The following is a 22,245-nucleotide window of genomic DNA, read 5'->3' on the forward strand; positions in this document are numbered from 1 at the left end:
TCGCATATCGGCGAGCTGGAGGCGCTGACCGCGAACGGCGACGGCGATGCGGTGCGCGAGGCGATCTTCCGGCTGGTGGCCCAGGTGCGCGGCGAGCGGAGCGGGGCCGCGCCCAACCTGCGTGTGGTGGCCGGCGGCTGAGCCGCTCAAGGTCCTCCGACGCCTTTATCCGTCATCCCGGCCGAAGCCCGCGAGAGCGGGCTGGAGAGCCGGGACCCAGCGGTGGCGCGCACCCGGCCCTGGGTCCCCGATCGTCCCTTCAGGCCGTCCGGGATGACGCCAATTTACGGGTGTCAGAGCTGGGCGAGGACCGCCAAGGCGCCAAGCCGCGCTAGATCGAATAGACCCGGGCGAGGTGCACCCGCAGCAAGCTGGCGATCAGCCCCGCGGCCGCGCATCCCAGTAGGCTCACCAGAGCGGCCAGCACCATGTCTCGGCCCTGTCTCGATTACCGCGAGGAGCTCGCCCTCCCCGGCTGGGCCCGAAATGTGGCGACGCCGGGGCGGACCTACTCCGCCGCGGCCATCGCCGGCGAGCGGGCGGCCTTCAGGCGTCGCACGAGGGCGTCGTGCTCGGCGCGGAGCGCCTTGGGCAGCCGGTCGCCGAACTTCTCATAGTGCGTGCGGATGAGGGCGGCCTCCTCGGTCCAGACCTCCGGATCGACGGCGGTGAGCAGCCGCAGCTGGTCGGCCGTGAGGCCGAGGCCGTCGACGTCCAGGCTGTCCGGCGCGGGCACCAGGCCGATCGGCGTCTCGATGGCCGCGGCGCGGCCCTCCAGCCGCTCGACGATCCATTTCAGGACCCGGGCGTTGTCGCCGAACCCCGGCCAGACGAAACGGCCGCGCTCGTCCTTGCGGAACCAGTTGACGAAGTAGATGCGCGGCAGCTTGGCGGGATCGGCCCGCTCGCCCATGGCCAGCCAGTGGCCGAAGTAGTCGCCCATGTGGTAGCCGCAGAACGGCAGCATGGCGAACGGATCGCGCCTCAGCTCGCCGATCTTGTTCTCCGCCGCGGCGGTGCCTTCGGAGGCGACGTTCGAGGCCATGAACACCCCGTGCGCCCAGTCGCGGGCTTCGGTGACCAGCGGCACGGCGGTGGCGCGGCGGCCGCCGAACAGGATCGCCGAGATCGGCACGCCGTTCGGATCCTCCCACTCCGAGGCGGCCACCGGGCATTGCGAGACCGGCGCGGTGAAGCGGGCGTTCGGGTGGGCGGCGGGTTCGGGGCTCGCCGGCGTCCAGTCGCGGCCGCGCCAGTCGATCAGGTGCGCGGGCGGCTCGGGCGTCAGCCCTTCCCACCACACGTCGCCGTCGTCGGTGAGCGCCACGTTGGTGAAGATGCAGTTGGCGTGCAGGGCGGCGATGGCGTTGCGGTTGGTCTTCAGCCCGGTGCCGGGCGCGACGCCGAAGAAGCCCGCCTCCGGATTGGCCGCATAGAGCCGGCCGTCCTCGCCGAACCGCATCCAGCAGATGTCGTCGCCGACCGTCTCGGCCTTCCAGCCGGGCAGCGTCGGGACCAGCATGGCCATGTTGGTCTTGCCGCAGGCGCTGGGGAAGGCGGCGGCCATGTAGTGCGGCTGGCCCTTGGGCGGGGTCAGCTTGACGATCAGCATGTGCTCGGCGAACCAGCCCTCGTCGCGGGCCATCACCGAGGCGATGCGCAGGGCGAAGCACTTCTTGCCGAGCAGCGCGTTGCCGCCGTAGCCGGAGCCGTAGGACCAGATCTCCCGGCTCTCCGGGAAGTGAACGATGTACTTGATGTCGTTGCAGGGCCAGGCGACGTCCTTCTGGCCGGGCTCCAGCGGCGCGCCCACCGAGTGGACGGCGGGAACGAAAAAGCCGTCCTCGCCGAGCTGGTCGAGGGCGGCTTTGCCCATCCGGGTCATGATCTTCATGGATACGGCGACGTAGGCCGAATCCGTGATCTCCACGCCGACGGCGCTGATCTTGGAGCCGAGCGGGCCCATGCAGAACGGCACCACGTACATCGTGCGGCCGCGCATGCAGCCCTTGAACAGGTCCTTCAGGTCGGCCCGCATCTCGGCCGGATCGAGCCAGTTGTTGGTGGGGCCGGCGTCCTCGGGCTTCTCGGAGCAGATGAAGGTGCGGCTCTCGACGCGGGCCACGTCCTTGGGATCGGAGGCGGCGTAGAAGGAATTGGGCCGTTTCTCGGGATTGAGCCGCTTCAGGGTGCCCGCGCGCGCCAGCTCCTCGGTGAGCTCGTCCCATTCGGCCTGCGAGCCGTCGCACCACCGAACCCGCTCCGGCCGGGTCAGCTCGGCGATCTCACGCACCCACCGGACGAGGCCTCGATGCTGGGTCGGCGCAGGCTCGAGTCCGGGGATGATGCGCTCGGTCATACGAAAAAGCTCCCTGGCTCATGATCGCACCATCACTCGGGCGACCAGAAGGAAAAGTTCATAAGTCCAGTTCGGTCGGAATCCTACCCGCCGGCCCCGCGACTTGGCTTGGCCGTGCTCACAACGCACAAAAGCGCCGTTGGATCAGCGGCTTCGGTTCACAGTCTCTCGACCGGGCCACCCGGCCGCCGAAGGCTTCGCCAGGCATCTCGAAGGCGAATCGCACGGCCGGCCGACGCGAATCGCAGCCTGCCCGCCAACAACCCGACGAATGGGGACGTGCGGGCCGCCCCCAGGCCGGCCCGCACGTCCGCTCGGCCGCCAGCGGCGGCCCGGCCCCAGGGCCTCGCCCGGCATGACGCCGCCGATCGCAAGCGCCCCCCGCCCGCCCCGCAGGCTGCGCCAGATTGGCGCAAGGCGCGGAATGGGGCACATCGGAGATCGTGCCGAAACCGCCGCCCGATCCGAGAGATAGCGGGAGCGCCAGCCCGCCGGCCGACCCGCTGGTCGCGCTCTATCTCGCGCGCCGCGAGACCCTGCTGCGGTTCTTCGCGGCGCGGACCGGCTCGTGGGCGCAGGCGGAGGACCTGGCGCAGGAGCTCTACCTCAAGCTGAGCGAACGCCCGTCCGGCCGCGAGGCGGAAAATCCCGGCGCCTTCATCTATCGCATCGCCCTCAACCTGATGCTCGACCGGGCCCGCGGGGCGGCGCGCACGGCCGCGCGCGAGGCCGCCTGGCGGGCGCTGAACCGAACCCAGCTCGGCGGCGAGGAGATCGCCGAGCAGGCGCCGGCGGACGAGGCGGCCGCCTCGCGCCAGCGCCTGCGCCGGCTGATCGAGGCGGTGGCCGAACTTCCGCCGCAGATGCAGCGCGCGTTCCGCCTGCACAAGCTCGAGGGGCTGAGCCATGCCGAGACCGCGCGCGCCATGGGCCTGTCGGTGAAGTCGGTGGAGAAGCACGTGAGCGCCGCGCTCAGGAACCTGTCCGCGAGGCTCGCAGAATGACCAATCTTCGGTTGAGCCCGACTGGGGGGCGGGGCCGCGCGGCGGCGTCATGGCTGCTGACAGGCGTCCCGTCGCGGACGCGCCGGGACCTCCGATGATCGGGCGATCCACAGCCTTGGACCAGCGGCGCGAGGCGGCCGCCGAGTGGGTGGTGCGGCTCGCCGCGCCCGATCTCTCGGAGGCCGAGGCGCTGGATTTCGACGCCTGGCTCGCGGCGTCGGACGAGAACCTTGCGGCCTACGACGCGGCTCTGGCCGTCTGGCTGGAGTTCGGCGCCAACGCCGAGGCGGTGCGGCGAGGCCTCGAGAGCCGCCGCAGCCGGCCGCGCGCCGGATTGCGAGCTTTCCATGCGGCCGTGGGCGCCGTCGCTGCGGCCGCGGCGGCGGCGGCGCTGATCCTGCCCGCCCTCGGCCCGGCGAGCCGCGCCCAGACCTATGCGACCCGCGCCGGCGAGCACCGCACGGTGAGGCTCGCCGACGGCTCGCGCATCGACCTCAACGCCGCCACCCGGCTCACCGTCGCCCTGCGCCGAGGCGGGCGGGACGTGACCCTGGCCGAGGGCGAGGCGGGCTTCGACGTGGCCCACGACCCGGCCCGGCCGTTCGTGATCGCCGCCGGCGACCGGCAGGTGCGGGTGGTCGGCACCCAGTTCGACGTGCGCCGCCGGGCGGGCCAGCTCTCGGTCAGCGTGGCGCGCGGCGCGGTGGAGGTGGTCCCGCTGCCCGGCGCGCCGGGCGAGGCCTTCCGGCTGCATCCGGGCCAGCGGCTGGAGCATGCCGAGGGCGCCGCCCAGGCGCGCATCGCCCCGATCGCCCCCGCCGAGGCGCTGAGCTGGCGCAGCGGCCGGCTGGTCTACCGCGGCGAGCCGCTCGCCCAGGTGGTCGCGGATCTGAACGCGCAGTTCCCCAGGCCCATCCGCATCGCCGATCCGGCGCTCGCGGCCGAGCCGATCTCCGGCGTGCTGGTGCTGGACGACGAGGCTGCGGTGGTTCGTCGCCTGGCCTTGCTGGTTTCGGCCCAAGCGGTACCCTCCGGCGGGGGCGTCATCTTGCAGCGCAACGGGACGCCCAAGCGCTGATGGGGACACAAGCCGATCATCTGCGGGGGGCGGACGCGTGCGGCGGGCGTGCTCGGCGGGCTGTGCATCAGCCTCGCCGCGACGTCGGCTGACGCGGCGGAGGCCCGCTACCGGCTCGCCATCGAGCCCAGCTCCTACGCCGACGCCCTGATCGCCCTGGGCTTCCAGGCCGACGTCTCGGTGCTCGGCACCGCCGCGTGCGGCGCCGGCGGCCAGGTCGCCCTGCGCGGCGTCTTCACGCTGCCGCAGGCGCTGCGCCGCGTGACCCGCGAGGCGCCCTGCAGCTTCCGGATCGTGGACCCGCGGACTGTGCGGATCTCCGCCGTTGTCCCGCGTCCGGCCGCCGCGCCGGCCCGACCGGCCGCCGTCGTCGCCGAAGTGCTGGTCACGGCGACCAAGCGCCCGGCCGGCGTCAACCGGCTGCCGGCCTCGATCAGCGTCATCTCGCGCGAGCAGATCGCACTCACCGGCGCGGCCGACGTCGGCGAAGCCGCGGACCAGGTCTCGGGCGTGTTCACCACCAATCTCGGGCCGGGCCGGGACAAGGTGATCCTGCGGGGGCTCTCCGACGGCGCCTTCACCGGCCACGCGCGCTCCACGGTCGGCAGCTACCTGGACGACACCCCGGTCAACTACAACGCCCCCGACCCCGACCTGCGGCTGGCCGACGTGGAGCGCATCGAGGTGGTGCGCGGGCCGCAAGGGGCGCTCTACGGCTCGGGCTCACTGAGCGGCGTGTACCGGATCGTCACCCGCAAGCCGGACCTCGGCCGCTACGACGCCGGCGGGGCGGGCGCCCTCGCCTGGACTTACGGCGGCTCGCCGAGCCAGGAGGCGGAGGGGTTCGTCAACCTGCCCGTGATCGCCGACCGGGCGGCGGTTCGCCTCGTCGGCTACTACGACCTGCAGGGCGGCTATATCGACAACGTCAGCCTGAACCTGCCGAACATCGACCGCACGACCCGGGCGGGCGGTCGGGCGGCGGCGCGCCTGCAGGCCAGCGAGACCTGGCAGCTCGACCTGATGGCCGCCGGCCAGCGGCTGCGCTCGAACGACAGCCACTACACGACCTCCGCCTCCGACCGCGACCTGCGGCTCGGCCAGGTGCGGGAAGCGCACAAGAACGATTTCGACGACCTGAGCCTGACGCTCCGGGGCGAGCTCGGTTGGGCCAGCCTGCGCAGCTCGGCCGGCCTGGTCGACCACACCTTCTCCAGCCAGTACGACGCGACGGCGGCGCTGGCGATCTTCGCCGCCGACCCGGGCTCGGTGGGCGTCTACCGCGAGAAGACGCGGATCAGCATGCTGGTGGAGGATACCGTGCTGCGCTCATCGCGGCCGGGACCGCTCACCTGGCTGGTCGGCCTCTACGCCGCCGCGACCCTGGAGAAGAGCCCCTCGACGCTGGACATCCGCGCTCCCGCCGGCGGCCTGGCGCGGGCGTACGACGAGCATCGGCGCGACCGGGTGCGCGAGACGGCGGCCTACGGCGAGGCGGCCTACGAATTTCGCCCGCTCTGGACCCTCTCGCTGGGGGCGAGGGCGTTCGCCACCGACGTGCGCACGCGCGCCCTGGTGCTCGTCGCCCCGCCGGGGACTTCGCGGACCTTCGAGGGGACACGGCGGTTCTCGGGCCTCTCGCCCAAGCTCTCGCTGCAGCGCGAACTCGGCGGAGGCGGGCTGGTCTACGCGCTGTTCTCGCAAGGCTATCGGCCGGGCGGCTTCAACACCGGCGGCTTCCTGTTCCCGATCCGCGCGAGCCGCGTGAGCTTCGCGCCGGACCAGTTGCGCAACTACGAGGTGGGCCTCAAGCAGGCCTTCCTCGACGATCGCCTGCTGCTGCATGCGGCGGTGTTCTACGACCGGTGGTCCGACATCCAGAGCGACCAGTACCGCCCCTCCGGCCTGCCGTTCACGGTCAACGTCGGCGACGCGCGGATCACGGGGCTGGAGGCCGAGGTGGGCTATGCGTGGGGGTTCGGGCTTTCGGTGCAGGCGAGCGCGCTGGCGCTGCACGCACGGCTCGCCGACCCCAACCTCGACTTCGCCGACCAGCTGAGCGCCGGGCTGCCCAGCGTGCCGAACCTGTCGGGCGGGCTCCTCGTCAGCTATGAGCATCCGCTGCCCCGCAACCTGACGCTCAGACTGACGGCGGAAGCCAGCTACGAGGGCCGCTCCACGCTCTCGTTCGACGCCGCCCAAGCGCCCGCCATGAGCCAGTACGGCAAGGCCAAGCTGACCGCCCAGCTCGCCGGCCCGAACTGGACCGCCATGCTGTTCGTGACCAATCCCGGCAACGACGCCGGCAACACCTTCGCCTACGGCAATCCCTTCACCTTCGGCCAGGTGCGCCAGTCGACGCCGCAGCGGCCCAGGACGGTGGGCCTGCGCCTGGCCGCCAATTATTAAGAATTCCGAAAGCTTGACTGGGGGGCGGCCGCGGCAGGCGCCGTCTTAGCTGTGGCGGGCTGAATGTCCGCCACGGGAGGACGGGTCGTGGTGAAGCTTTCCGCCCTGGTCTGCGTGCAGAACCAGGAAGACCGTCTGTCGGAATGCCTGCGCAGGCTGTGGTTCTGCGATGAGGTGGTGGTGGTGGCCGACCGCTGTTCCGACGGCTCCATCGAGGTGGCCCGCCGGCATGGCGCCATGGTGATCGCCGGCATCTTCCCGCTGGAGAGCCAAAGGCGCGCCGCCGGCCTGGAGGCGGCGAGCGGCGACTGGATCCTGGAGATCGCCCCGGACGAGCGGGTCCACTCCGCGCTGGCCTGGGAAATCCGCGCCACGCTGAAGATGGGGCCCGAGGGCGACTGGTTCGAGATCCCGGTGGCCAACCACCTGGCGGGCGAACGCCTGCGCGGGGGGTGGAGCGGGCCGCTCGGGGTGGAGAGCGACGTGCGCCTCTATCGGCCCGGCGCCAAGACCTGGGCCGCCCGTCGCAGCGATCGCGGCGAGGCCGTGGGCGCGGCCGCCGCCCCGCTGAGGGGCGAATTGCACAAGGACGTCGGCTCAGGCATGGGCGACCTTCTCGACCAGCTCAATCGGCTGAGCGCGGCGGCGGCCGAGGATCTGGCCGAAGGCGGAGCCCTGCCGCCCTGGTCGCGCTCGGTGCGCGGCGGGCTCTCGGCGTTCCTGCGCAGCTATGTGGGCCGCCGGGGCTGGCGCGAGGGCGGCCGGGGCCTGGCGCTGGCGGCGCTCTGCGGGCTCTATCCGCTGCTGGCCCATGTGAAGGCGTGCGAAGTGGTGCAGGCCCGGGCGGCGGCCCAGGCCGGGACCGGCGCGCGCGACGCCGGCAAGGTGGTCCGCCTGGGAGTCGGCTGAGCGCCGAGCCTTTCGGTCGACTTCGGGACCTCGGCGGGCTACGCAGCCCGCGGGCTGCGCGGCTGGCGCGCCGAGACAAGGTTGCCCTCGTGACGATCCTGGTCACCGGCTCGGCCGGGTTCATAGGCTTCCATGTGGCCCGGCGGCTGCTGGAGCGCGGCGAGGCGGTCGCCGGACTGGACAATCTCAACGCCTATTACGACCCGAGCCTGAAGGCGGCGCGGCTGGCGATCCTGGAAGCGCACGGAACATACCGCCACGCCCGCCTTGATCTCGCCGACCGCGAAGGCGTCGCGGCGCTGTTCGCCGAGGCGAAGCCGCAGGCGGTGATCCACCTCGCCGCCCAGGCGGGCGTCCGCTACAGCCTGGAGAACCCGCACGCCTATGGGGAATCCAACCTCGTGGGCTTCCTCAACGTGCTGGAGGGCTGCCGGGCGGCAGCGGCCTGCAACCTGGTCTACGCCTCCACCAGCTCGGTCTATGGCGCCAACGGCAAGCTGCCGTTCAGCGTCCACGAGGCGGCCACGCATCCGATCACCCTCTACGCCGCGACCAAGCTCGCCAACGAGGCCATGGCGCACGCCTACGCCCACCTCTTCGGCATCCCTTGCACGGGGCTCAGGTTCTTCACCGTCTACGGGCCCTGGGGCCGGCCCGACATGAGCCCGATCAAGTTCCTCTCGGCGATCCTCGATGGGCGGCCGATCGAGGTCTATGGCCAGGGCCGCATGCAGCGCGACTTCACCTACGTCGACGACATCGTGGACGGCGTCGTGGCCGCCCTGGACCGCCCGGCGCAGGTCGATCCCGCCTGGGACCCGCTGCGCCCGGATCCGGCGACCAGCGGGGTGGCGCCATGGCGCGTGCTGAACCTCGGCGCCGGCCGGCCGGTGGAGCTGATGCGCTACATCCAGGTGTTCGAGGAGACGCTCGGCAAGCGGGCGATCCTCGAGATGCTGCCCATGCAGCCAGGCGACGTCACCAATACCGAGGCCGCGGTGGCGGCCACTCGCGCGGCGCTCGGCTACGAGCCCAAGGTCTCCATCGAGGAAGGGGTCGGGCGCTTCGTCGCCTGGTACCGCGATTACTACGGACGGTAGGGCGATCGGCCGCGTTGCCGCCGCGCGCGGGTGCGCGTACACCTCTTTTGATGCATCCGCCGCCAGATGCCGCCGCCGACGCGCTGCCCCCCTCCGAACCTCGGATCGGGATGCATTGGTGGGTCCGCCCGGCCCCCGGTCCCGAGATACCCGACATGCGCGACCGGCGGGGCGCGCAGCTCGGCATGGCGCTGGCGATCGGCGGAGCGGCCCTGTTCTGGCTGGTGCTCGGCGCGGCGGTGCTCCTCGTCCATCACGGCTGATCGTGGCGACGCTCGTTCTAAGTTGAACGGCAGGATCGCTCAGTCAATCTGAGCCGTTGCAGACCACGCAAAAGAACAACTCGCATCTCAGCCAGGTGACTGCGAAATAACACGCGTGCTCGGAGCCATGTCGCCCTTCGGGTGTTGTATGCGGACCCCGATCGCAGGGCCGTCCGTCCTGGGGTCGCAACCGAAGCACTGGAGCACGACATGAAAGTCGCCGCTATCTCCGGCGCCGTCGTCGCCGCCCTGGCGGCGGGTGCGGTCGCCACTCCGACCTCTGCCCAGACCTATTACGAGGGGCGGGATCCCTGCCACCACGTCCAGCACAACCGCGGGACCACGGGCGCCGTGGTCGGCGGCATCGCCGGCGCGGTGATCGGCTCGAACATCCCCAGCCACCACGGCGCCCGCGCGGGCGGCGCGGTGTTGGGCGGCCTGGCCGGCGCGGCGATCGGCAACAGCATCGGCCGCAGCTCGGCCAAGTCGTCGAACGCCTGTCGGGGCGGATACACCTATTACAATGGCCGTTATTACAACGGCTATTATGACGGCCGCTACGGCTACAACGGATACTACAATCAACCGTACGACAACGGTTCCTACAACAACGGCTATTACGACGGCTACGGCTACGCGCCATACTGACGTTTTCGAAGCGACGCCTTGACGGCCGCGGCCCTGCCGGGGCGCGGCCGTCGCGGTTTGCGGCTCAGTCGACCGGGACCTCGCGCTCGGCGGGCGCCGCGGCCGCGGGCTTCAGCATCAGCAGCAACGGAATGAGCAGCAGCACGCTGAGCGCCATCCAACTGAACACGTTGTCGTAGCTCACCATCGTGCCCTGCCGGGTGAGCTCGCCGTTCAGCACCTGCAGGCCGGCGGCGGATCCCGGGTCCATGATGCCCGGCAGGACGGCGCGGGCCACCGGATCGCCGGGCAAGATGCGGTCGGCGAGCCTGGCGTGCGCCACGGCGGCGTCGCGGATCAGCGCCGCCTGCACCATGGAGATGCCGGCGCTGGAGCCCAGCGAGCGGGCCATGGTCGCGACCACCGTGCCCTCCGCCCGGTGGCGCGGGTCCAGGGTGGCGTAGCCCAAGGTGTTGAGGGGGGCGAACATCATCCCCGTGCCGATCCCCTGGATGAAGCCCGCGACCATGATCGGCTCGGCGGTCATGGAGAGGTCGAAGCGCCCCATCTGCCAGGTCGAGACGACGTTCAGCAGCACGCCCGTGAACAGCACGGCGCGCGCGCCGAACCGCTGCACCAGCCACGGGATCGCGAGGAACGAGATCAGCGAGCCGACGCCGCGCGGCAGGCTGGCGATCCCGCTCTGCATGGCGGAGTAGCCCATCAGGTTCTGCATGAACGAGGGCAGCAGCGCGCTGGTCGAGAACAACAGGGCGCCGATGAAGAAGCCGAACACGACCGAGGCGACGTAATTGCGGTCCTTGGCGAGATCGCGATGGAAGAAGGGATGCTCGGCCGTGGCGGTCTGGATCATGAAGATCCAGAGCCCGACCAGCGCGATGATCAGCTCGGCCCAGATCTCGCTCGACTGGAACCAGTCCTGGCTCGGACCGCGGTCGACCATCACCTGGAACCCCAGCACGAACATCACCAGGGTGCCGAAGCCCAGGAAGTCGAACGGCCTCTGCCGGCCGCCCTCGTCGTGCCCCATGAAGGTGTAGAGCCCCAGGAAGGCGAGGATGCCGATCGGCAGGTTGATGTAGAAGACCCACCGCCAGGTGAGGTTCTCGGTGATCCAGCCGCCGAGCGTCGGGCCGATGATGGGGCCCATGATCACCGCGGCGCTCCAGATGCTCATCACGCGCGGGATCAGCCGCTGCGGGTAGATGTCGAGCATCACCGTCTGGGAGAGCGGCATCAGCGAGGCGCCGGCGATGCCCTGCAGCAGGCGGTAGAGCACGATCTCCGGCAGGCTGGTGGCGATGCCGCAGAGCATCGAGGCCGCCGTGAACCCCGCGATGGAGAGCAGCAGCATCCGCTTGCGGCCGATCTTCTCCGACAGCCACCCGGAGAGCGGCGTCATGATCGCGGTGGCGATGATGTAGGAGGTCAGGACCCAGGTGATCTGGTCCTGGGCGGCCGAGACGCTGCCCTGGATGTGTGGCAGGGCGACATTGGCGATCGTCGAATCCAGAGTGTTCATCAGCGTGGCCAGCATCAGGGCCCCGGTGATGGGCAGTCGGTTCGCGATGTCCTGCGGATTCGCCAAGCTGGTGGTCCTCGCCGCCCGGCGCGGAGCATAGTGGGCTGCCGAGCCGGAAACCAACGCTCTCGTAGCCGCAGACGGCCGGCGCGCTGGCTAGGCGCCCGCCGCCCGCGGCGCCAGCTCGAAGACCGCCATGGCGAGGTGGTAGAGCGAGCTCGCCGGCGCCGGCGCCTCCTCGAAGCCGCCGTCGGGGCGCATGCGGTCGCGCCAGGCGCCGCGGAGCGGCACGTCCAGGTAGCGGGCGAGACCGCGCGCGGCGGAGAGCGCCTCGGCCTCGTCGCCCATCGCCAGCGCCGCCTTCAGGTGCTCGGTCTGCGGCCAGAGCCGGGCCGAGCCGTCGCGGAGCGCGAGGTCGTCCCACAGCACGTTGACCGCCACCTCACGGGCGCGATCGACGCCTCGCACGCCGGTCGCGAACAGCTTGCGCGCGGTCTCGAAGATCCCCGGCCTGGCGCGCGCCCGCCACCAGCGCTGCAGCAGCCAGGCCCATTCGAACTGGTGGCCGGGCTCGACCCAGCGGCCGTCGTCACCGGCGGCGGGCCGCCACGCCGCGTCGAAGAACTCGCGCAGGAACCCGCCCTGGGGGTCGATGAACCGCTCGATGGCGAGGCTCGCCAGCTCATCGGCCAGCGCGCTCCACCGGGCGTCGCCGCCCGCCTGCTCCCAGGCGAGCGCCGCCTCGAACAGGTGCATGTGCGCGTTGGACTGGAACGGATGCGCGTCGCGCTCGCGGAAGCCGCCGGCGGGATGGCGATGGCCCGCCAGCGCCGCAAGCAGCCGCTCGGCGCGCGCCAGCATGGCGTCGGGCTCGACCTGCGCCTCGAACAATGCGCAGAGGGCGAGCAGAGTGAAGGCCTGCTCGTAAAGGCAGACCCGCGCATCGGAGATCGCGCCGGTGAGCTCGCAGCGGATCGCGAACAGCCCGTCCGGCCGTGCGAAGCTTGCGGCGTAGGCCGCGAAGCCGCGGCGCGCCACCTCGCGCCAGGGCCCGGGAATTCCGAGCTGAGCGGCGCGGGCGAAGACGAACACCTGGCGCGCCTGGACGCGGCCCCGCCGATAGGGATCGTGCGGCGCGCCGTCCAGCTTCAGCCCCTCGCGGAATCCGCCGGTGTCCGGGTCGACCCCGAGCGTCGCCCAGACCGGCAGGGCGGCGGTGGCGAGCCAGTTGGCGTACCAGGCGCGCGCGCCGGCCAGCGTCGCGAACGGCGCGGGCGGCACGGCCGAGGCGCCATGCGCGGCGATGTCCTTCACGGCCTGGGCGGAGTCGAGGCTGGTCACCAGCACGGCGTTGGGCTCGACGATCACCGCGATGCGGCTGACCCCGACCACCGCCACCTGGACGCCGGCCGGCGCCTTGACCAGCACCTCCTCCGAGCCCGGCGTGCGGGCCCCGAACGAGAGGCTGTTGCGATCGGAGTCCTTCGCGGATACCGCCCACACCGCATCCCATGCCCCGATGTCGCTCCAGATGAAGTCCACCGGCAGCACGCAGGCGCGGCCGGTCTTCTCCATGACGGCGTAGTCGATCGAGGTCCGGGGCGCGGCGCGGAACGCCTCGGAGAGCTCGCGCACGGCGCCCTCGCCCGCCGCCTCGGCGACCGCGAGGCGCGCCGCCTTGGCCACCCGTGGCGCGTGCGCCTCCAGCTCGGCGAGCAGGGTCGCGGCCCGAGCGACGAAGTTGCCGCTGTTCCACAGATAGCCCTGCGCCACGTAACGGCGGGCGAGGTCGGCGGCGGGCTTCTCCACGAAGGCCTCGACCGGCTTGACCGATGCTTTCGCCTTCCCGGGACGGATGTAGCCATAGGCCGTCGAGGGCTCGCTCGGGCGGACGCCCAGGGTGACGATGCGGCCGGCGCGGGCGGGCGCGAGCGTGCGGGCGATGGCGGCGGCGAAGGCGGCGGGGTCGGGGATGTAGTGGTCGGCCGAGACGATCACCGCCACGCCTTCGGGGTCGCGCGAGGCGATCCAGGCGGCCGCCGCGGCGATGGCCGGCGCCGAATCGCGGCCCTCCGGCTCCAGGAGCAACATCGCCTGCACGCCGATCTCGGCGAGCTGGGCCTCGATGATCTCGCGGTGCCGGAGCCCGGCGATCACCACGGGCGAGGCGGCGCCGGCGAGGCCGGCCACCCGCAGCGCGGTCTCCTGGAAGCTGGAGCGCTCGCCGACCAGCGGGATGAATTGCTTCGGTCGATCCGGCCGCGAAACCGGCCAGAGCCGGCTTCCCGAGCCGCCGCACATGATCACCGGATGAAGCGCCAAGCATCCCCCCTCGGAGCGCCCTTTATGGTCGAGCGCGCCGCCGCGGTCGAGACACGCAATGCGCGCAGGCGAGGTACATCGGAACCCGATCCATCGCCCCCGGTTGTCAGCCCACACACGATGGAAGCGAAGCTTCTGCGGTCGCCGCGCGTTGATGGTGCGCGGCAGTGCTGCAGCCCTCCGCCCCTCGCATGGACTGGACCCACCATGACCCAAACCGTCGGCGACTTCCTGATCGAACGGCTCCACGCCTGGGGCGTGCGCCGGATCTTCGGCTATCCCGGCGACGGGATAAACGGCGTGCTGGGCGCCCTGGAGCGGGCCAAGGGCAAGATCGACTTCGTCCAGGTCCGGCACGAGGAGATGGGGGCCTTCATGGCCTCGGCCTACGCCAAGTTCACCGGCGAGCTGGGCGTGTGCCTGTCGACCGGCGGACCGGGCGCCTCGCACCTGATCACCGGCCTCTACGACGCCAAGCTGGACCACATGCCGGTGCTGGCCATCGCCGGCCAGGCGCCGCGCGCGGTGCGCGGCGGCCACTACCAGCAGGAGCTCAACCTCGACCGGATGTTCGCCGACGTGGCCGAGTACGTGCAGGAGCTGGAGACCGCGCCGCAGCTTCGCCACATGGTCGACCGCGGCCTGCGGATCGCCAAGTCGCGCAACGGGGTCTGCATCCTGGTGCTGCCGGGCGACCTGCAGGAGGAGCCCTATGAGGAGCCGCCGCGCAAGCATGGGGCGATCCGCTCCGGCATCGGCTATTCGCGGCCGGTCATGGTCCCGACGGAAGCCGACCTCCGCCACGCGGCCGAGGTGCTGAACAGCGGGACGAAGGTGGCGATGCTGATCGGCGCCGGCGCGTTCGGCGCGGCCGACGAGGTGATCGACATCGCCGAGCGGCTGGGCGCGGGCGTCGCCAAGGCGCTCCTGGGCAAGGCGGTGATCCCCGACGACCTGCCGTTCGTGACCGGCGGCATCGGGCTTCTCGGCACCAAGCCCAGCTACGACATGATGCAGGACTGCGACACCCTGCTGATGGTGGGCTCGGGCTTCCCCTATTCGGAGTTCCTGCCGGCCGACGGCCAGGCGCGCGGGGTGCAGATCGACATCGACGCCTCGATGCTCTCGATCCGCTACCCGATGGAGGTCAACCTGCACGGCGACGCGGCGGCGACGCTGCGCGCCCTGTTGCCGCTCATCCAGCGCAAGGCCGACCGGTCCTGGCGCGAGGGGATCGAGAAGGGGATGGGCGAGTGGTGGAAGGTGATGGAGCACCGCGCCATGCAGCCGGCCAATCCGATCAACCCGCAGCGGGTCGCCTGGGAGCTCTCGCCCCGGCTGCCGGCCGACGTCATCGTCACCTCGGACTCCGGCTCCTGCGCCAACTGGTACGCCCGCGACCTGAAGATCCGGCGCGGCATGACCTGCTCGCTCTCCGGCGGGCTGGCCTCGATGGGGGCGGCGGTCCCCTATGCCATCGCCGCCAAGTTCGCCCACCCGCGCCGGCCGGTGATCGCCATGGTCGGCGACGGCGCCATGCAGATGAACAACATGGCCGAGCTGATCACCGTGTCGAAATACTGGAAGGACTGGGAAGACGGGCGCTGGATCTGCTGCGTGTTCAACAACGAGGACCTGACCCAGGTCACCTGGGAGCAGCGCGTGATGGCCGGGTTCCCGAAGTTCGACGCGACCCAGAAGCTCCCCAACGTGCCCTACCACAGCTTCGCCGAGCTGATCGGCCTGAAGGGCATCTACTGCGACGACCCGCATCACGTGGGCGACTGCTGGGACGAGGCGCTGGCCAGCCGCATCCCGGTGGTCGTCGAGTTCAAGACCGACCCGGAGGTGCCGCCCTTGCCGGCCCACATCAGCTTCGAGCAGGCCAAGCAGTTCATGAAGACCCTGCTGCACGGCGATCCTGACGAGGCGGCGCTGATCAAGGGCTCGGCGCGGCAGGTGTTCTCGGGCGTCTTCCCGCGCGACGAGGAATGAGCGGTCGGGCGCGACGGCGCAGGCGCCCGCGCGCCGGCGAGCCGGCCGCGGCGCTGGCGCTCGGGACGGCGGCGCTGGCGCTGGGCGGCGGCGGCAGCCTGGGCGCGGCGCTCTTGCCGGAGCGGCCGCGCGCCGGGCGGCGAACGGCGGCGGCAGGGCCGCAGGTGATGGGCGTCTATGCGGCGGCCGGCCTGCTGGCGCTCTCGGTGCTGCTGGACAGCGCCCTCGAGCACTACCGCGGGAGCTACCGCAACCCCGGCATGTACACCCCGCTGGTGGCCTCGGCTGCGACCGTCGCCGCCGCGGCCTCGGACGCCGCGGGCGCAGGGCGTGGCAAGGACGCGGTCTATGCGGCGGCGGCCGCCGTCGGCGCGGCCGGGCTCGGCTTCCACCTGTTCAACATCTTCAAGCGCCCCGGGCGGCTGAACTGGGCCAACCTGTTCTACGCCGCCCCGATCGGGGCGCCGGCGGCGCTCAGCCTGGCGGGCGTGCTGGGGCTGGCGGCCGGCGCCGCCCGGCGCGGCTGGCGCGGGGCCGGGCGCAAGCTCGCCGCGCTGGCGGCCTTCGGCCTGGCGGGCACGGTCGGGGAAGCCGGGCTGCTGCATTTCCGAGGCGCCTTCCAGAACCCCTTCATGTGGGTCCCGGTGAGCCTGCCGCCGGTGGGCGCGGCGCTGCTCGCCAGGGCCGCCGCGGAGGGCGGGCGCAAGCCGCGGCCGCTGACCCGCGGCTGGCTGATGCTGACCGCCGCCGTCGGCCTGGGCGGGGTGGGCTTCCACGCCTTCGGGATCTCGCGGGCCATGGGCGGCTGGCGGAACTGGCGGCAGAACCTGGTGGACGGGCCGCCGATCCCCGCGCCGCCGGCGTTCACCGCGCTCGCCATCGCAGGGCTCTCGGCCCTGGCGCTCGGCGAGGCCGGGGCCGGCTGATGGCGCAGCGCTATCCCGGCTACGACGTGCTTGCGAAGTGGCGCACGCCCTCCTTCGACGAGACCACGCGCGCGGCCCTGCGGCGGCGCATCGCCGAGCCTGCGCCCGCGCGGTTCTTCTCGCCGGCCGAGCGGCGGCTGGTCGAGGCCATCGTCGGCCGCCTGATCCCGCAACCGGACCGCGCCGAGCCGGTCCCGCTCGCCGCCATGCTCGACGCCTTCCTGGCCGAGGGGCGCGACCAGGGCTATCGCGACGCCGCCATGCCGCCGATGCGCGACGCCTGGCGCCTGGGCCTGGCGGCGATCGAGGCCGAGGCGCGGGCGCGCCATGCAACGGACTTCGCCGATGCGCCCGCCGAGCACCAGGACGCTGTGCTGCGGGCCGTCCAGACGGGCGAGGCGGACCGCGCGGCGTGGCAGGGCATGGATCCGGCCAAGTTCTTTTCCGGGGCGCTGCTCAAGATCGTCGCCGGCCTCTACTACGCCCATCCCAGCGCCTGGAGCGAGATCGGCTTCGGCGGCCCGGCGAGCCCCCGCGGCTATGTCCGCCTGGGGCTCGACGAGACCGATCCGTGGGAAGCCCGCGAGGCTGCGCCATGATCCCCGAGGCGCCGCGCGCCCGGGACGGCCGCGCGCCGGACGTGTTCACGCCCGGCGGGTTCGTGCCCATGGCCGGCTTCCCCGATCGCGAGCCGGTGGACTTCGCGATCGTCGGCGCGGGTGCGGGCGGGGCGACGCTGGCGGCCAAGCTGGCCGAGGCCGGCTTCTCGGTGGTGGTGTTCGACGCCGGGCCGTTCTGGCGGCCGCTCGACGAGTTCGCCTCCGACGAGCTGGAGCAGCAGAAGCTCTACTGGACCGATCCCAGGATCACCACCGGCGACGATCCGATCGCGCTGGGCGGCAACAACTCGGGCCGCGGCGTCGGCGGCTCGACGATCCACTTCAGCATGATCTCTCTGCGCTTCCGGCCGGAGTGGTTCAAGGCGCGCTCGCGGCTGGGTTACGGGATCGACTGGCCGATCAGCTACGAGGAGCTGCGGCCCTACTATGCGGAAGCCGAGCAGGCGCTGAGGGTCTCGGGCCCGGTGCGCTACCCGTGGGGGCCTCTGCGCGGCCCCTACCCCTACCGGCCGCATGAGGTGAACGCGCCGGGGCTGGTGCTGGGCCGCGGGGCCGAGAAGCTCGGCGTGAAGTGGTGCGCCACCCCGCTCGCGACCGTTTCGGCGCCGAGGGGCAAGAGCCCGCCCTGCGTCTACCGCGGCTTCTGCAACTTCGGCTGCTCGACGAACGCCAAGCAGAGCGCGCTGGTGGTCTGGATCCCGCGGGCGCTCTCGGCCGGGGCGGAGGTCCGCGACATGGCCATGGTCACCCGCATCGCGATGGGCGCGGACGGGCTCGCCACCGGGGTCCATTACCGGCGCGAAGGCGAAGAGCGCTTTCAGCGGTCGCGCAACGTGGTGGTGGCGGGCTATGCGATCGAGACCCCGCGGCTGTTGCTGAACTCCGCCTGCCCGCAGTTCGCCGACGGTCTGGCCAACGCCTCGGGCCTGGTCGGGACACACCTGATGACCCACGCCAGCCCCGGCGTCTGGGCGAGCTTCGAGGAGGAGATCCGCTGGTACAAGGGGCCGCCCAACATGGCGGTCTGCGAGCACTGGAACTACGTCGACGAGGGCAAGGACTTCAGCGGCGGCTACGCCTTCATGAGCCAGGGGCCGCTGCCGATGGCCTGGGCGCAGACGGTGGCGACGGCCAGGGGCCTGTGGGGCCCGGCGCTGCGCGAGGAGATGCTGAAGTATAACCACACGGCAGGTTTCGCGCCCGTCGCCGAGACCGAGCCCCGGGTGCAGAACCGGGTCGAGCTGGCGGAGGAGACCGACGGCTATGGGCTGAAGATCCCGAAGGTGGTGTTCGGCTACTCGGAGAACGACCGCGCGCTGCAGCGCCATTCGCTGAGGTTCATGAGCGAGATGCTCGAGGCGGCGGGCGGCCGCGAGCTGTGGACCAGCAAGGACACCAGCCACCTGCTCGGGACCTGCCGGATGGGCGCCGACCCGCGCACCAGCGTCGTCAACGCCGACGGCCGGACCTGGGAGATCCCCAACCTGTGGATCTGCGACGGCTCGCTGTTCCCGACCAGCGGCGGGGTGAACCCCTCGCTGACCATCCAGGCGCTGGCCTGCCGGATCGGCGAGCGGATCAAGACCCTCGCCCGACGCGGAGAGCTCGCATGCGCGCCCTGACCCGAACCGCGCCCGCCCCGCCGCTGGCCCGCGCCCTGCCGCTGCTGGCGGCCGGCGCCGCCGGCGCAGCGGCCTACGCCGCCCTGCAGCGGGTGGGCGGGTCCTCGACCACCGCCGAGCCCAACCGGCACACCAAGCTGGCGCAGCTGAACGGCACGCCCGAGCGGCGCTACTACACCGGCCACAACCTGAAGCGCGCCGTGGCCATCGAGGACCTGCGGGCCATGGCCCACCGGCGCCTGCCGCGCTTCGCGCTCGAATACCTGGAGGGCGGCGCGGAGGACGAGGCCACGCTGATGCGCGAGCGGCGGGCGTTCGCCGAGTGGCGCTTCACGCCGAAGACCCTGGTCGACGTCTCGCACCGGACGCTGGAGACGCAGATCCTCGGCAGGCCCGCGGCTGCGCCGCTGATCGTGGCCCCCACCGGACTGAACGGCGTGTTCCGCAACCAGGCCGACATCGACCTCGCCCGCGGGGCGGCGGCCTCCGGCTTGCCGTTCGTGCAATCGACCATGTCGAACGAGAGCATGGAGGACGTGGGCAAGATCCCCGGGCTGCGCCACTGGTGGCAACTCTACGTGTTTGGCGGCGAAGAGGTCTGGCAGGAGCTGGTCGCCCGCGCCGAGCGGGCCGGCTGCGAGGCGCTGGTGCTGACCACCAACACCCAGATCTTCGGCAACCGCGAGTGGGAGCGGCGCAACGAGGCCTCGCCCAGGCGGCTCTCCGTCTCCTCGGTGGCCGACGCGGCCCTGCATCCCGGCTGGCTGGCCCGGACGCTGGCCACGCAGGGCATGCCGGCGTTCAAGAACGTCATCGACTTCGTGCCGAAGGCCCACCGGAGCTTCTTCGCCAGCGCCATGTGGATCCGCGACCACCAGCCCACCTCGATGTCCTGGGACACGGTGGCCAGGATCCGCGATCGCTGGAAGAAGCCGTTCCTGCTCAAGGGCCTGCTCAACCTCGACGACGTGCGCCGGGCGCTCGACGCCGGCGTCGACGGCGTGGTGCTCGGCAGCCATGGCGGGCGCCAGCTCGACTGGACGGTCTCGGCGCTCGACCTCGTGGCCGAGGCGCGCAGGATCGTGGACGACCGCATGGCCCTGCAGGTGACCGGCGGGCTGCGGCGCGGCGCCGACCTGCTGAAGGCGATCGCCTTGGGCGCCGATGCGGTGATGGCCGGACGCGCCCCGCTCTATGGCGTGGCGGCGGCCGGCGCGGCCGGCGTCGGCCGCGCGCTGGAGATCCTCAAGAGCGAGGCGCTGAACGCCATGGGCCTGCTGGGCGCGAGCTCCGTGGCCGAGCTCGGCCCGCAATTCCTGATGCGAACGCCCTCAGCCGCCGTTGATTCCGATATTAGCTCGTGACACGATCTGATGCGCGGAGCGGCGTCGTTCCTCCTGCACAGACCGCCATCGCCATCGGACGTTCCTGCAAGGTCGTCGCCATCGCCTGGTCAGGACGTTCGGGAAAGCCGCCCAGGGTCGGAGCGTACGGCCAAGCCGGGCCCTGGGCGGCGGACTTCCGGACAACCGTGACCGCCCCGCCGGGGCCGGATGCTACCCCGGCCCGCCCGCGGTGACGCCGGCCGGGTGGCCCTGGCTCGCGCCGCCGTTCTGCGCGCCGGAGCGGCCGCCGGATCCCGCGGACGCCGGGGCGGCGCGGCCGGCGTTGGCCGTGCCGTTGTCGCCGCTCATGGTGTTGGGCAGGCTCAAGGTCTCGGGACCGGGCCGGGCGAGGTCGCCATGCTGGACCGCGCCGGCCGGGCCCGGGCCGAAGGTCAGGCTCTTGCGGAGCTTGGCGATGTCGTGCGCCGAGACCGCCGGGGCGGCGTTGCCCCACGCATTGCGCACATAGGTGGCGACCGCGGCGAGCTGATCGTCGCTCAGCTTCCAGGCGTAGGCGGGCATGGAGAGCGGCGTGGGCGCATTGGCCGTGGGCGTGGTCCGGACGCCGGCCAGGATGAAGCGCAGGCTGGTCGCGGGATCGCGCTGCTGCAGGTTCGCATCGCCCGCCAGCGGCGGGAAGAAGCGCGGCGTGCCGCGCCCGTCCATGCGATGGCAGGCCGAGCAGCTGTCGACGAAGATCGCCTCGCCCTGGCGCATGACCGCCGGATCGGGCGCCTTGACCTGGATGGCGGGCGAGGCGGGCCGGTCGGTGACGTAGGTCGCGATGGCGTCCAGGTCGGCGTCCGTCAGGTGCGAGGTCGAGTAGGCCACCACCTCGCCCATCTCGCCCGAGGCCTGGGCGTGGGCGTTGCGGCCGGTCTTGAGGAATTCGATCAGGTCCGCGCGGCTCCAGCTCCCGAGGCCCGTGCGGCGGTTGGGCGTCAGGTCCGGGGCGAACCAGCCGGGGAAGGTCCCGCCGCGGAAGGCCTGGTCCCGCTTCGGTCCGCCCAGGAAATTGGACGGCGTGTGACAGGCCTGGCAATGGCCGAGCGCCTCGACGAGATAGGCGCCGCGGTTCCACTCGGCCGACTTGTGCGGGTCGGGCCGGAAGGGGCCCTGCTTCAGGAACAGCAGGTTCCAGAAGCGCACGAAGAAGCGGATGTTGAACGGGAACGGCAGCTGGTTGCGGTTCGGGTTGTTCGAGGACGCCGGCAGCGTCTTCAGGTAGGCGAAGATGGCGTCGGAATCGGGCCGGGTGAGCAGCGTGTAATAGTTGTACGGGAAGGCCGGATAGAGGTGCTTTCCTTCGTCGTCCACGCCCTGGTGCAGGGCGCGGTAGAACTGGTCGGGCGTCCAGTCGCCGATGCCGCCCGGCGTGATGTTGGCCGAGACGATCGTCCCGAACGGCGTCTTCACCGGCAGCCCGCCCGCGAACGGCTGTCCGCCGGGGGCGGTGTGGCAGGCCTGGCAGTCGCCGGCGGCGGTGAGGTAGGCGCCGCGCGCCACCAGCTGCGGATCGGCCGGCGGAGCGGGCGCCTGGCTCCTGGCGGGCCCCGGATGCAGCGCGACGGCGGCGATCAGGCCCGCCAGCACGAGCCCGGCGAACGCCGCTGTCACTCCCCGGGGGCTCATGCCTGGACCAGCGGGCCGGGCGACTTGAGGTATCTCTCGCGGATCGCCTGCGCCGACCAGTAGGCGAGCGCGGCCACCGTGCCCGTCGGGTTGTAGCCGGGGTTCTGCGGGAAGGCGCTGGAGCCCATGATGAACAGGTTGGGGACGTCCCAGCTCTGCAGGTAGCGATTCACCGCGCTCGACTTCGGGTCGACGCCCATCATCGCCCCGCCGGTGTTGTGGGTCGTCTGGTAGGGGACGACGTCCCAGCTGCCCTTGCGATAGTTCACCTTGATCGAGGCGGGGTTCATCGCCCGCGCCACCTCGGCCGCGCGGTCGGTGATGTAGTCGCTCATCCGGTGCTCGTTGTCGGTGAAGTCGAAGGTCATCCGCAGCAGCGGCCGCCCGTAGACGTCGCGGTAGGTCGGATCGAGGTCGAGGTAGTTGCCGCGGTGGCTCATCACCGAGCCGT

At 72.0% G+C, this 22,245-nt stretch carries 16 protein-coding genes; 11 read left to right on the forward strand and 5 right to left on the reverse strand.

The window, feature by feature from the left end:
* Positions 1-508: 508 nt before the first annotated feature.
* On the reverse strand, positions 509-2,359 hold the full coding sequence (locus VLI41_RS03860) for a phosphoenolpyruvate carboxykinase (GTP) (protein ID WP_325266738.1): 1,851 nt from the start codon (positions 2,357-2,359) through the stop codon (positions 509-511).
* 443 nt (positions 2,360-2,802) lie between these two features.
* Here VLI41_RS03860 and VLI41_RS03865 point away from each other — a divergent pair, with 443 nt between their 5' ends.
* The 6 genes from VLI41_RS03865 (at position 2,803) to VLI41_RS03890 (ending at position 9,770) form a co-directional block, all read left to right on the forward strand.
* Positions 2,803-3,363, forward strand: a complete 561-nt coding sequence (locus tag VLI41_RS03865; protein WP_325266739.1) for an RNA polymerase sigma factor — start codon at positions 2,803-2,805, stop codon at positions 3,361-3,363.
* A 115-nt stretch (positions 3,364-3,478) separates the two neighbouring features.
* Positions 3,479-4,441, forward strand: a complete 963-nt coding sequence (locus tag VLI41_RS03870) for a FecR family protein (RefSeq protein ID WP_325266740.1) — start codon at positions 3,479-3,481, stop codon at positions 4,439-4,441.
* Between the two features lie 48 nt (positions 4,442-4,489).
* Positions 4,490-6,850: a TonB-dependent receptor gene (locus tag VLI41_RS03875; RefSeq protein ID WP_325266741.1), complete on the forward strand. Its 2,361-nt coding sequence runs from the start codon at positions 4,490-4,492 to the stop codon at positions 6,848-6,850.
* A 63-nt stretch (positions 6,851-6,913) separates the two neighbouring features.
* Positions 6,914-7,759 (forward strand): glycosyltransferase family 2 protein, encoded by an 846-nt coding sequence (locus VLI41_RS03880; protein ID WP_325266742.1) that lies wholly within the window; start codon positions 6,914-6,916, stop codon positions 7,757-7,759.
* A gap of 89 nt (positions 7,760-7,848) precedes the next feature.
* On the forward strand, positions 7,849-8,859 hold the full coding sequence (locus VLI41_RS03885; protein ID WP_325266743.1) for an NAD-dependent epimerase: 1,011 nt from the start codon (positions 7,849-7,851) through the stop codon (positions 8,857-8,859).
* Positions 8,860-9,332: 473 nt separating this feature from the next.
* Positions 9,333-9,770 (forward strand): glycine zipper 2TM domain-containing protein, encoded by a 438-nt coding sequence (locus VLI41_RS03890; protein ID WP_325266744.1) that lies wholly within the window; start codon positions 9,333-9,335, stop codon positions 9,768-9,770.
* 64 nt (positions 9,771-9,834) lie between these two features.
* On the opposite strand, the gene VLI41_RS03895 is transcribed toward VLI41_RS03890, so the two are convergent.
* Complete coding sequence (locus VLI41_RS03895) at positions 9,835-11,358, reverse strand: MDR family MFS transporter (RefSeq protein ID WP_325266745.1); 1,524 nt, start codon at positions 11,356-11,358, stop codon at positions 9,835-9,837.
* A 90-nt stretch (positions 11,359-11,448) separates the two neighbouring features.
* Positions 11,449-13,614, reverse strand: a complete 2,166-nt coding sequence (locus VLI41_RS03900; protein ID WP_325266746.1) for an AGE family epimerase/isomerase — start codon at positions 13,612-13,614, stop codon at positions 11,449-11,451.
* A gap of 207 nt (positions 13,615-13,821) precedes the next feature.
* Here VLI41_RS03900 and VLI41_RS03905 point away from each other — a divergent pair, with 207 nt between their 5' ends.
* From VLI41_RS03905 to VLI41_RS03925, 5 genes are read left to right on the forward strand one after another with little or no spacing between them, the layout of a single operon-like run.
* Entirely contained in the window at positions 13,822-15,609 is a 1,788-nt protein-coding gene (locus VLI41_RS03905; RefSeq protein ID WP_325266747.1) for a thiamine pyrophosphate-requiring protein, read from the forward strand.
* Complete coding sequence (locus tag VLI41_RS03910; RefSeq protein WP_325266748.1) at positions 15,606-16,535, forward strand: hypothetical protein; 930 nt, start codon at positions 15,606-15,608, stop codon at positions 16,533-16,535. Before VLI41_RS03905 ends, VLI41_RS03910 begins: the two co-directional genes overlap by 4 nt.
* Positions 16,535-17,134 (forward strand): gluconate 2-dehydrogenase subunit 3 family protein, encoded by a 600-nt coding sequence (locus VLI41_RS03915; RefSeq protein WP_325266749.1) that lies wholly within the window; start codon positions 16,535-16,537, stop codon positions 17,132-17,134. The genes VLI41_RS03910 and VLI41_RS03915 overlap by 1 nt, the downstream gene beginning before the upstream one ends.
* Positions 17,131-18,777 (forward strand): GMC family oxidoreductase, encoded by a 1,647-nt coding sequence (locus VLI41_RS03920; protein ID WP_325266750.1) that lies wholly within the window; start codon positions 17,131-17,133, stop codon positions 18,775-18,777. Before VLI41_RS03915 ends, VLI41_RS03920 begins: the two co-directional genes overlap by 4 nt.
* Positions 18,765-20,141 (forward strand): alpha-hydroxy acid oxidase, encoded by a 1,377-nt coding sequence (locus VLI41_RS03925; RefSeq protein WP_325266751.1) that lies wholly within the window; start codon positions 18,765-18,767, stop codon positions 20,139-20,141. The genes VLI41_RS03920 and VLI41_RS03925 overlap by 13 nt, the downstream gene beginning before the upstream one ends.
* A 192-nt stretch (positions 20,142-20,333) precedes the next feature.
* Here the strand turns inward: VLI41_RS03925 and VLI41_RS03930 are convergent, their stop codons facing one another.
* Entirely contained in the window at positions 20,334-21,779 is a 1,446-nt protein-coding gene (locus VLI41_RS03930; protein ID WP_325266752.1) for a cytochrome c, read from the reverse strand.
* 11 nt (positions 21,780-21,790) lie between these two features.
* Positions 21,791-22,245, reverse strand: a 455-nt coding sequence (locus VLI41_RS03935) for a GMC oxidoreductase (RefSeq protein WP_325266753.1), incomplete at its 5' end; no start/stop codon positions are given.

The organism is Phenylobacterium sp., assembly GCF_035475775.1.
GTDB lineage: Bacteria > Pseudomonadota > Alphaproteobacteria > Caulobacterales > Caulobacteraceae > Phenylobacterium.